This is a genomic window from Streptococcus sp. 3.1 (assembly GCF_016648915.1).
GTDB lineage: Bacteria > Bacillota > Bacilli > Lactobacillales > Streptococcaceae > Streptococcus > Streptococcus salivarius_E.
On the sequence record NZ_JACLQV010000008.1, the window covers coordinates 20456 to 32982 of the forward strand.

The 12527-nt window shown below is 39.0% G+C and carries 8 protein-coding genes; 3 read left to right on the forward strand and 5 right to left on the reverse strand.

The features are described from left to right. Positions 1-147: 147 nt before the first annotated feature. The 3 genes from pepF to H7U02_RS05960 all read right to left on the reverse strand — a co-directional run bounded on the left by pepF (position 148) and on the right by H7U02_RS05960 (position 6160). Complete coding sequence (gene pepF, locus H7U02_RS05950) at positions 148-1953, reverse strand: oligoendopeptidase F (RefSeq protein WP_101799650.1); 1806 nt, start codon at positions 1951-1953, stop codon at positions 148-150. A 10-nt stretch (positions 1954-1963) separates the two neighbouring features. Further along, positions 1964-2923 carry a competence protein CoiA gene (locus H7U02_RS05955; RefSeq protein ID WP_037600481.1) on the reverse strand — a complete coding sequence of 320 codons (960 nt, stop codon included), beginning with the start codon at positions 2921-2923 and terminating at the stop codon, positions 1964-1966. A gap of 1299 nt (positions 2924-4222) precedes the next feature. Beyond that, entirely contained in the window at positions 4223-6160 is a 1938-nt protein-coding gene (locus H7U02_RS05960; RefSeq protein WP_110981062.1) for a GbpC/Spa domain-containing protein, read from the reverse strand. A gap of 410 nt (positions 6161-6570) precedes the next feature. Between H7U02_RS05960 and H7U02_RS05965 the strand changes: the two genes are divergently transcribed. The 3 genes from H7U02_RS05965 to H7U02_RS05975 all read left to right on the forward strand — a co-directional run bounded on the left by H7U02_RS05965 (position 6571) and on the right by H7U02_RS05975 (position 9303). Further along, on the forward strand, positions 6571-7311 hold the full coding sequence (locus H7U02_RS05965) for a CPBP family intramembrane glutamic endopeptidase (protein ID WP_201042945.1): 741 nt from the start codon (positions 6571-6573) through the stop codon (positions 7309-7311). Positions 7312-7550: 239 nt separating this feature from the next. Then, on the forward strand, positions 7551-8447 hold the full coding sequence (locus H7U02_RS05970) for a LysR family transcriptional regulator (RefSeq protein WP_175057081.1): 897 nt from the start codon (positions 7551-7553) through the stop codon (positions 8445-8447). Between the two features lie 10 nt (positions 8448-8457). Further along, the gene (locus tag H7U02_RS05975; RefSeq protein WP_084869777.1) at positions 8458-9303 is read left to right on the forward strand and encodes an aldo/keto reductase; all 846 of its coding nucleotides are present in this window, start codon (positions 8458-8460) and stop codon (positions 9301-9303) included. 204 nt (positions 9304-9507) lie between these two features. Here H7U02_RS05975 and metG read toward each other — a convergent pair whose 3' ends face one another. Next, positions 9508-11511 (reverse strand): methionine--tRNA ligase, encoded by a 2004-nt coding sequence (metG, locus tag H7U02_RS05980; protein ID WP_110981063.1) that lies wholly within the window; start codon positions 11509-11511, stop codon positions 9508-9510. Between the two features lie 109 nt (positions 11512-11620). Then, complete coding sequence (locus H7U02_RS05985; protein ID WP_002885540.1) at positions 11621-12499, reverse strand: hypothetical protein; 879 nt, start codon at positions 12497-12499, stop codon at positions 11621-11623. Between the last annotated feature and the right edge of the window lie 28 nt (positions 12500-12527).

The window sequence follows — 12527 nt, forward strand, 5'->3', positions numbered from 1 at the left end:
TGAATATAAACAAGGAGCTATAAATATGCTCATTAGTCATTTTCCGTAGCAATTAGGACTTGCATGCTATAAACGTTCGTTTTTTTAGATGTAAAAAGAACCACTCTTATTCAGAATGATTCTTTCATATAGTATAGTAACTTCTTTTTAAGAAAGGTGAACACCTTTTTCAACCAAGGCTTCCAATTCAACGAGACGGTCTTCAAAAACTTTGAAGGCAGCATCCAAGTAGTCGGTATTGGTCATATCAACACCAGCTTTCTTGATAACTTCCAAAGGATAATCTGAGCTTCCCGCCTTAAGGTAAGTAAGGTAAGCTTCTTTATCCTCCTTAGTACCGTGAACAATTTTTTCAGCCAAGTAGCTTGCTGCTGCAAACCCTGTAGCGTATTGGTAGACATAGTAATTCATGTAGAAATGCGGAATACGTTCCCACTCAAACTGAATTTCGTAGTTATCTTCAGCTTTAAGGTTATAGTATTTCTCATTGAGGTCTGCGTAAAGTTTATTCATGAAGTCGGCTGTCAAGATTTGACCAGATGCATCTGCTTCATGGATAGCATGCTCAAACTCAGCAAATTGGGTTTGACGGAAGACAGTTCCCTTGAAACCATCCAAATAGTGGTTAAGAATAGCAAAACGTGTCTTGTCATCTTTAACCTCTTTAAGAAGCGTTTCTGTCAAGATATTTTCATTAGTTGTAGACGCAATTTCCGCCAAGAAGATTGGGTAATCTCCATAAACATATGGTTGTGTCTGACGTGTGAACGTTGAATGCAAGCTGTGGCCAGTCTCGTGAACCAAGGTAAAGAGATTGTCCAGAGTATCTTGCCAGTTCAAAAGCATGAAAGCATTTGTATCATAGGCACCACCTGAGTAGGCACCTGAGCGTTTTCCTTTGTTAGGGTGAACGTCAATCCAACGTTCCGTAAAGGCTGCATGAACCCCTTTACTATACTCTTCACCAAAGATTGCCAAGACTTCTTCTGCTTTCTTGAGGGATTCTTCATAAGTAAGAGCAGTTTCAGTCTCAGAAAGTGGTGTGTAGACGTCATACATCTTAAGCTCGTCAAGCCCCAAGACCTTCTTACGCAAATCAAGGTAACGGTGCAAAAGTGGCAAATGCTTATTCACTGATTCCAAGAGTGAGTCATAAACACTCTCTGGAATAAAATTGGCCGCAAGTGCTGCATGACGTGCCGAATTATAGTGACGAACTTTGGCTTGGTAATTGTGAACCTTAACAACGCCTTGAAGTGTTTGTGCATAGGTATGTTGGAACTGCTCGTAAGTACCGTACATCGCTTCATAAGCACCCTTACGAATATCACGGTCCTTAGCTTCCATGAGGGTGATAAAGTTACCATGTGTCAACTCAACCACATCCCCTTGGCCATCTGATACCCATGGGAAGAGGATATCAGCATTATCCAAGACATTAAAGGTATCCGTTGGACCGTTGAAAATATCACCGGCTGCTGCCAAGAGCTCTTCCGCTTCTTGAGAAAGAACGTGGTCCTTGTTTGCCAAGAGGCGTTCGAAATAGTGGTCATAAAGTCCAAGCCCTGGTTCCTCTGTTTTGAAGGCTGTTAACTTTTCAGCATCCAAGGCCATAAATTCAGGCTCAAAGTAAGCAAAGGCTTCACTCAACTGTGAATAAAGGTTTGAGGCCTTTGCTTGGTACTCTTGATACAGACCTACTGTTGTGTCTTGGTCATTTTTCATTGACGCATAGACATAGATTTTCTCCAAGCGACGCATAAGGCTCATATAAAGTTCTGTTGCCTCAAGCAAGTTCTTAGCAGAATCCAAGAGATGACCTGCATAAGCACTAGCCTTCTTCAAATCCTGAACAGTGCTTTCATATTCGGTTTCCCAATCTGCATCTGTCGCGAAAATGGTCGTCAAATCCCATGTGTATTTTTCTTCTAAATGAGTACGATTGTCTGACATAATATTCTCCTTAATTGTGTCTATTCTTTTCTATTTTAGCATAAAAGGTGGGAGGGTAGAGAGTTTGTCGATAAGAAAAATGCCTTTTTCGATAATATTTCTTAAAAAGCTTTTCAAAACCTTCAAGTGACTGTCTAATTTGTACAAAACCCTGCCTAGATTCAGGAAATCTTACTTGTGGGAAAAAATCCTGATCAGACAGGCATAATAAATTCATTCCCTTAAGATAGGCTTCCTCCTGTCTTCTCATCCACCTTGGATTTTTCCCCATTAATTCTCGTTGAATTACATGTGAGACTTTCTTTCGCTGAGTCACTTGATAGGTCTCAACCTTTTCTGCTTGATAAGGATAACGTAGAACTGTCATCAGATTTTCGGTTAAAGGCCAGGTCTTAGTTAAGTAATAGACTTTCCCAAAAATATCCTCATAGATGAGATACTTAAGTCTAATTTCCTCTTTCTTCCAATCAAGCTCCCATAGATGAAATCCTATCTTAGCCGTAAAATAGAAAAAGTCCCGCTGTAAGTCTGTTAAACGCCGTCCCAACCATAGGTCTTCCCCCAAAAGCCAACGCACTTCATAACCTGCTTGCTGATAGGCGCGTGTCCTCTCTCTCAAACGTTGCTGAGATAACCGAGAACACTGAACTTCTAGAGCCAGGGAATCGCCAACAAATAAATCTGCAATTTGCCCCATCTCAGACAAAACCTTTTCAATACTTACTTTTTCACCATGATTAACCAAAGATTTATACAAAGCTGCCTTAAGGGATAAATGTTGGGCCGATTCATTCTCCGAGAAGAACTGACAATCTTGCAAAGACTTATGAGCAAAATGTGGACACATTACCTGGCCATGTTTCAGAAGGACAACTCCCTGGCAACCAGGACAGCTATAGGATTCCTTACGTTGCAAACTGGTTTCTAGAGCTGAAACGAGCTTCCCCTCCTGATTTTTTGCAATTAACATGACTCTCTCCTTTGTGCACTCTCTTACTTATTCGTAAAAGAATTCACAAAATAAAAAAACATCTAGATTACTCTAGATGCGTCCCCCATTCAAACTGAAACTTGCTCCCTGCTGTATGGAAACTTAGGTTTATAGGTGTATTGCTTACCTTGGGATACAAGTGCCGCTCAGTCCATTTGATCTCTTTTCAACAATCTCAATTCTTCAAGGAAAATCCCCCAATTTTCCTAGGAATCAGGATTTTGAAAACAGTTTCTATCCCACATAACCATTAAAAATAGCTAATGTAGCATAGACAGATGCTCTCACAAACATCTGGTCAAATTCCGTCACTGAAGCATCATCCCAATATGCTTATCACCCTTTTGTTCCGCAATCCCAATAAAAGCTTAATCCTTGAGTTGATAATGAGATAAAACAATTTTTAGACTTTTACAAGTTAAAGTCTTTATTTACTAACATTGAACCACCATTTCCCTAGGTGCAGTTCAATACCAACAAACGCAAAACCGTGTTGGTCCAAAATGGTTTCTAGTTAAGAGTATCTTGTGATTGATAGTCAGTCAATCTGAAGAACTTTCCCTCTAGCTTCTTTACGCAGAACGTCGCACTGCTTACAAGATACTATTTTCTAGAAGAGTATTGGCTAAAAATGCCACTCTCAAAACATACCACCTATCAGTCATTAGGTTTAGTCCACCTTCTGATAGGTATATTAGCAGTTACTGCTTTATTTTCTTTCCCTCTTCGCTTTTGACGATTAGTCTCTACCGATTCTGCTGTTTTTGAATCTGTCGTTTGCTCTACACGGATTAAAAATACCGCTAGCTCCCGCTACGATGATGCTGATGTTTTAAATCGATTAATCTAATTTTTTGCTGTTTAAATCTTCTCTTTTTTAAATCATCACAATGAAACATTGGAATTTGATAACTTAGAATTCCAGATTCCAAGCTAGTCCTTTTTGACTAGGGAGTCACCCTGCCAAAAAACAAACTCTTCCTAACACAATCTATTATACTGTATTATAATTTTTTGTCAATTAATTTATTTCATATTTTTTGAAAATAATATTTACACCCTTATTTTACACATAGTTAACTATAGAGAAAAGCTTATAATATAGGCTTTAGTTGCGATTTTGAAAAAATTAGAAAATGTATATCTATTTTTCTTTTTTCAGTCTAAATCAAGTAATTCCAGTAAATGTCAGAAAATTTCATCTTTATTATTTCTGGTTAACTTGATTTTCCAAACTAAAAAAACTAGGAAATTTTCCTAGCTTTTTTATGTATTATCTTAGTGTTTACGTTTGTAAGTTGAGATACCGAACAAGGCCAAAGCTGATGTCACCATAGCTGCACCTGCTGCTGCAGAAGCTACTGTTGATTTTTCACCAGTAGCTGGAAGAGCTGGAGCTTCTTCTTTTACAGGTACTGATGTTGGTGTTACAGGTTTACCTGGTGTAGGTTCTGTTGGAGTTGTTGGTACTTGAGGTTTTGGTTTCTCAGTTGTTTCTTCAACAGATACAAAGTTTTTGTGGTAAGTAACTTTTGCTGAAACAGTGTTTGGAAGAACTGGTTTGTTTGGTTCTTCTGGCAATTCAGGAACAACTACTGTTGAGTTAGTTGCGAACCAGTAAGCAGTTGGAACGTTAAGGTTATTTACGCTTACGATGAAGTCCATTGGTTCACCCTTGAAGATTGTTGCAGCAGCACCATAGTAGGCATTCTTCGTACGAGGTGTTCCGTCTGGGTTAATCGCATCCCAACCTTCATCTGTAACTTCACCAGTTGTTGGATCCACTGTTGGGTCACTGTTAAAGCGTGAACCGTTAGCCACAAATTCGTTATCGTTTGTTGCATAAGCATAACCATCTTCATGCAAAGTGATAGATGAACCAGGAATTTGAACGTATTCATTACCATTCAAACCAACTTTTTCAATGTGGTTTCCAAGCTCAGTGTTCCAGTGGTTAAGTGAAGAGATACTCAAAACTGATCCGTTCTTAGACAAATCAAGTGGTGTCACTGATGACTCAGAATCAAAGAAGTTCAAGTTCATCTTAACGTGAAGTTTTTTGTTAGTGTCGTCAGTTTGTGAACCAATGAAAAGTGTCTTAGTTGGATCGTGGTACAACTTAACAATGGCTGAACCATCTGTACTTGGTGTTTCTACCAAAGTGTAAGTTGCAACAATTTTCTTAACTGGAGTACCATTGAATGATGTTCCGTTTAGGTTGTTGTATGTTACAGTCAATGTTTGACCTGTAGCCATCTTCAACCATACATCTTCAGTGTATTCACCGTCAGCATTGATAGTGTATTGTGTACCGTTAGCTGCACTAAAGTCACTTGGAATGTAACGAGATGTGTTGAATTGTTCAAGGATTTCATCTACTGAGTGACCTGATTGGATTGTTTTATCCAAGTAGTCAACAGAACCTGCTGAGTTTTCAACAGTCATAGTAGCATCAGATTCTGTTTTATAGATCAAGCCAGTAGCATTTTCAGCCAAGCCTTTTGTCAAAAGACGAGCTGTTGTTCCACCAGTGTACTCTTTGTATGATTTTTCCCAAGCAGCATAAGCAAGAACGTCTTGGTAGTATTTATCCAATTGTGTCTTGTAATCTGCAAGTTTTTGTTTATATTCTGAAACCGCAGTTGTCAAAGCTGTTGTTTGAACTTTGTTGTCATTGTTAGCAGCTTCGACGCTAGTGTGTTTAACACCTGCTTCTTCTGTAGCTGTGAATCCCCCTGTTGCAACAACATTTGCTTTAGCAGATGTAAGAGCTGCATCAGCTTCTTCACGAGTCAATTTATTTTCAGAAACAACTGTATTTGAAGCTTCTTGAGCATCTTTAGCTGCTTGTTCTTGGACAGCTTTAACATCAGCAGAATCTTTTGATGCTGCTGCAGTCGTTGTTGCAGCTTCAACAGCGTTATCGAAGTCAGGATTTGAAACTTCAGCAATAGCTTTAGTTGTTGTTTTTACAGTAGTATCTGTTTCAGTAGTAGTTTTTTCTTCTGTTCCAGGTACTGTAGTAACAACTGCTGCATCACCTGTTGTTTTAACAAGGTTAGCACTTGATTCTGCAGCCGTATTTGATACGGTTGCATCAGTATCAGTAGTTGCTGTTACATCTTTAGCTTCATCCGCAGCTGCTACGCTTGTAGCCGCGAGTCCTGCAAGCAATACGCTTGAATACAATGTTGTTTTAAATGGATTGACTTTCATTTACACTTTCTCCTTCTTGGTTAACATTTTATTAACCTATTTTCTTCACCGTTTAATATACTACCGTGATTTTCAAAATTTGGCAATAGCTTTCTGAAAAAAATATTATATATTTGCTACATGTTTTTAAAATTTGACACACTTTTGTTATAATTTAATCATTTCTTTACAATTAATTATAATTCGTAAGGATTTTACAGAGTTTTCACTTATTACTTTCTTACAGCCGTTCATTTTTTTCTCATAATAAACTGTTTCAACGATAGAATAGGCTTTCTATTAGAAGCAGGTCATCAAGAACCGGCCTCTTCATAACTAAAAACACATAAAAAACACCTTCAAGTCCTTGACTTTAGTCGTTTTTCGTCGTATGCTTGAAAAAAATGTTAAGAAAGTTGGGGGACTTTTCAATGACAAAAAAAGAAACTAGGACACTGATCCTTTTTGGGGTTAGTATTATTTTTGCGAACCTTGTACTTCGTTTGCTTCTTAAGCCACTGCCAGAGGAGATAGCCTTTCTCATAAAGACACTAGGCCTAGGGTGTGGCTACTATTTCCTAGTCCATAAGCGACTAGGATTAAAAATAAAATCAACTAAAAAGATCAGTTGGTCTGAAACCTTAAGTGTATGTTGGTTGGTTCTTTTAGCAGATTTCTTCTATCTTTCTGCGGGTGCTTTTGGTATCATTAAGGCACCTCACATGATAGGAACTGCCTTGACTATTGCCTTAGGGGCTGGTTTTTTCGAGGAATATGTTTCTCGCGGACTCTTCCTTAAAATCGCCTTCCAAGATGGTGTTAAATCTTCAAAACAGGTTTTAGGTGTCGTTCTCCTATCTGCCTTATCCTTTGGGTTGGCTCATCTTGTAAATCTCACTCATCAACCCTTGAATGCTACTCTGTTTCAGGTTTATTATGCGACAGCTATAGGTATATTCTATGCGGCTATTTACTTACGTACTGGTAGCCTGTGGTGGACTATTATTCTGCACTTTTTGATTGATTTTGGCAGTGTCCTTATCTCGCAATCAACACAGGCTGCACCAGCTACAAGTATCTGGAATTTCATTTTCTGGCTACCTTTAATTGCCCTTGGACTCTTCCTTATTCGTCCTAAAAAATTGAAAGCCATTAGATATCTTAATGACTAATATTTCAAACTGCATCCCATAAGTTAGATTTTCAGTGTCTAACCTGTGGATGCAGTTTTTTCATTTATCAGAACTGCTTTCTTACGACTTATCTCAATTTCCATAATTACTCCTAAAACGATTTAATCATAGAAATTTCATATCAGGTCTTCATCTATTCCTATCAGAATTTTGCTGATTTTAGACTTCTCATTTTGTTATAATATGACCTACAATCATATTTTTCAAAGGGGATGCTTATGAATTTTCAACAATGTCGCTATGTTCAGACTATCGCTGAAACAGGGTCTTTTAGTAAGGCTGCTAAAAAACTCTTTTTGACTCAGCCTAATCTCTCAGCATCCATCCGTGACTTAGAGGAAGAACTTGGTGTCCAACTCTTTGAACGTTCCAATACAGGAGCTAAACTAACTGATGACGGTCATGATTTTCTCAAATACGCCAAACGTATTCTTGGAGAGTTAGATCTCCTAGAAGGACGTTACCGTAAATCATTCAAGAAATCATTCACTGTTGCCAGTCACCACTACGATTTCTTATCACTTCCAATGGCTCACATTGCCCAACGTTTTCGTAGTGATTATCAAGAATTTCAACTGATTGAAACAACGACTAGGAAGATTCTCAAAAGCGTTGAGAGCTTCGAAAGTGACCTGGGGATTATTTATCTAGATGAAGACAATGACCATATCCTTGAACGCAGTTTCCAACACATGGATCTGACTTTCACCCCACTTGGAGAGTTTGAAACTAAGATTTTCTTAGGTCGCCAACATCCCCTAGCTCACAAAAAATCCCTCAATCTCAAAGATTTAGAGGGATACCCACAGGTCCGCTTTCGTCAAGAAAGCTCTGGAATCCATTTTGACGAAGATCCTCTCGAGGTTCTGCCTGACCAACAAGTAATTTACAGTAATGACCGAGGCAGTGTTATGAATCTGCTCTGTGCCTCAGATAGTTACGCTTCTGGTCTCGGTATTGTTAATAGTTTCATTAAGGACCAAATTGTTTTACTTCCACTAAAGAACAGTCCAAAGCACACCTTGGGTTTTGTGACCAATAATAAACAGAAACAATACGCAATTATTCAAGCATTTATCGAGGAAATTCAGGATAGCTTACTACCCCACCACTAAGGAGAAGAAAATGGAATTTCAAACACTTAATAATGGCATCAAAATACCCGTACTTGGTTTTGGTGTCTGGCAAATTTTCGATCAAAAAGAATGTCAAAAAGCCGTTGAAGACGCTCTTTCTGTAGGCTATCGATTGATTGATACTGCTAGCCTTTATCGAAATGAGGAAGCCGTGGGACGTGCCATTAAGGCATCTGGTATCCCTCGCGAGGATATTTTCCTGACTAGTAAGGCCTGGATTAGCCAGCTTGGCTACGAAGATACCAAATTAGCCCTAAAAGAAACACTTCGCAAACTAGATACTGACTATCTTGATTTATATTTGATTCATCAACCTTTTGGCGACTTACATGGTGCCTGGCGTGCTATGATTGAGCTTAAGCATGAAGAACTTATTAGAGCCATTGGTGTTTCTAACTTCTCAACAGGGCGTTTGGCGGATTTTGCCTTGCAAACACCGGTCATTCCAGCAGTCAATCAAATCGAGTTGCATCCCTATAAACAACACAAACTGATCCAGAAAGCCGATAAGGAATTTGGTACCCTAACGCAAGCCTGGGCTCCTTTTCATAGAGGAGAGGATGGTATTTTTCAGGACCCAACTCTAACTGCTATTGCTGAAAAACATGGCAAGACAGTTGCCCAGGTCATTCTCAGATGGCAAACCCAACAAGGGATTTTGACCATTCCTAAAAGTACCCATATCGAACGGATGAAGGAAAACTTTAATAGCTTCGACTTTCACCTTGACCAAGCAGACCTTGACGCTATCAGTAAACTAGACCGATACCCAAATGCTTATGGACCTGATGAAAGTGTGGAACGCATTAAACATTTATTGAAATATAGTGTATAAAAAAAACGAGTTCGACTGAACTCGTTTTCTTATACAACAAGTCCTCTTAAGACTTTCCTTAAGAGTAGATGATTTCCGGTTTTAAGGAAGCAAAACTTTCGATCACTCAACAAAGATCTGTTTCAAGCGCTTTACTCACAACTGAAGATTAGTAAAAAACAGTTTCCCAATTCAAAAAATTGAAAAACTATTTTTTATGATATTTTACCCAATCACACTTCCGTTTGGAACCGATGGATCTACTGTCAAGACAGTGAGTTTTCCGTCATGTTCTGCGGAAAGAATCATACCTTGGCTGACATATTTTTTCATCATCTTACGTGGTTTGAGATTAGCCACGACTTGAAGTTTCTTGCCGACCAACTCTTGTTCGTTTGGATAGAATTTAGCGATACCTGAGAGAATTTGACGATCTTCACCGTCACCAGCGTCAAGACGGAAGCGAAGCAATTTGTCTGAACCTTCGACTTTTTCTACTTCTTTAACTTCAGCGACACGGATTTCAACCTTGTCAAAGTCATCAAATTTGATTTGGTCTTTTTCAGACTTAAGTTCAACCTCTTCTGGGTTCCATTCCTTCTCTTGAGGTTTGCCTGCGTTCATTTGAGATTGGATGTAGGCAATCTCTTCATCCATGTCCAGACGTGGAAAGATTGGAGTTCCTTTTGAAACGACTGTCACATTCTCTGGGAAGCCTGAAAGTTCAAGATTTTCAAGGTCAAATGTTACTGGCAAACCAAGTTGTTCCATGATGGCATTTGAAGTTGTCATCATAAATGGTTGGATGAGGTGGGCTACCACACGAAGACTAGCTGCCAAGTGAGCCATGACCGCTGCCAATTGTTCCTTGTCACCATCTTCTTTTGCAAGGACCCATGGAGCTGTTTCATCAATATACTTATTGGTACGTGAAATGATATTCCAAACGGCGTCCAAGGCACGTGGGAAATCTACAGCGTTCATTTGTTTGTGGAACTCTTCGATATTTTCAGCCACAACCTTAGCCAAATCAGCATCAAAGTCTGTAACGTTCTCAACATAGGCAGGCACTTGACCACCGAAATACTTGTTAATCATGGCAACTGTACGGTTGAGGAGGTTTCCAAGGTCGTTAGCCAATTCGTAGTTAATACGAGCCACGTAGTCTTCTGGTGTGAAGGTGCCATCTGAACCGACTGGAAGACTACGCATGAGGTAGTAACGGAGTGGATCAAGACCAAAACGCTCTACCAACATTTCTGGATAAATCACGTTTCCTTTAGACTTAGACATCTTACCATCTTTCATGACGAACCAACCGTGGGCAACAAGACGTGTAGGCAATGGCAAATCAAGAGCCATAAGGATGATTGGCCAGTAGATTGAGTGGAAACGAAGGATATCCTTACCAATCATGTGGATGATTTCGTGGTTTTCATCATTTTGCCAGAATAAATCAAAGTTACCATGCTCATCCTGACCATAACCAAGGGCAGTGATATAGTTGATAAGAGCATCAATCCACACATAAACCACGTGTTTTGGATCTGATGGTACTTTTACTCCCCAGGTAAAGGTTGTACGTGACACAGCCAAGTCTTCCAAGCCTGGCTCGATGAAGTTTTTAAGCATTTCATTCATACGACCATCAGGTTGGATAAATTCTGGATGTTCTTTAAAGAAGGCAGTCAAACGGTCTGCGTAGTTACTAAGTTTAAAGAAATATGATTCTTCAGAAACAAGCTCTACTTCATGTCCTGATGGAGCTACCCCGCCAATGACATTACCTTCTTCATCACGGTAAACTTCTGCCAACTGACTTTCAGTGAAAAATTCTTCATCTGAAACTGAATACCATCCTGAGTATTCACCAAGGTAGATATCTCCTTGTTCCAAGAGACGCTCGAAAACTTGAGCAACAACTTTTTCATGGTAATCATCAGTCGTACGGATGAATTTATCGTATGAGATATCCAAAAGTTGCCAGAGGTCCTTAACACCAACAGCCATACCGTCCACATACTCTTGTGGTGTGATTCCTGCTTCTTCAGCCTTTTGTTGAATCTTTTGGCCGTGTTCATCAAGCCCAGTAAGGTAGAAGACATCATAGTTCATCATACGTTTGTAACGTGCCAAGACGTCACAAGCAATAGTTGTATAAGCAGAACCAATATGCAATTTACCAGATGGGTAGTAGATAGGTGTTGTGATGTAGAATGTTTTTGTCATTTTAATTTCCTTTCATATGTTAACAAATGGGCTAACACTGATGATATAACATCTTATTATAGCACGTTTTGGACACTAAAAAAACCAGCTAAGCTGGTTTTAAACATTACTAGTTTTGAAAGAGCTTTTTATCCGCTCTAACATCACGTTCATAGTCATAATCTAATTTCTTCACGTCATCCTCTGATAGGCGTTTGAAACTTCTTTCTTCTGTAAGTTTGCCTTTCTTATTATAAGTAGTGACAATCAATTTATTACCCTTAACCTTGTATCGAACGGTTTCTTCAAGAGATTCTTTGTAGGATTTAACGTAAATCTTTTTACTTTCATCGTTATCAGCCTGAGTTCGATATTCACTTATTTTGTATTGATTATCTACTGCCTGGTCAATGACTTTCGAATATTCAGATAGTGACATGTTTGGTTTAAGCGTTCTAGACCAAGCATCTGGACGGTATGCTTCGTCAGTATCATAGTCTGTAAAGTCAACCAGATTGTTCCCGCCAGCTAAGGTATAAAAATAAAATTTAACATTGTTACCTTTGACTTTAACAAAATCATGAGCCTCTAGGCCACTTTCCTTGAAAGATTCCATACCATCAACCATTTTCTTCTTATCTTTATGGTAAAAGCGATAAGTTTCAAGTAGATAGGTTCCTTCAGGTATTTTACCGCTTTGCAGGTGCATAAATGCATAGCCACCAAATGAAAGTGCCACTAGGACAATCGCCCCCACTACAGAAGCAATAATAATTTTAGCTTTCTTAGACAAGCCTGTCTTAGCAGGAGCAACTTGTGAAACGGCTTGTGTCACTTGGTCACTCAACTGAGCTTGCTGTGGATTAACACCCTCGTCCTTAGCCTCTTGAGAAATAAATTCCCCATTAGCTTTTGCTTGTTGGATTTCTTCCTCTGTCGGCTTACGATTATTGATTGTTTCGAAATAATCTAACCACTCTTTTTCGTTCATAAAAGTCCCCTTTTTCATTGATACTTCCATTCTAACAGAAAAAAGA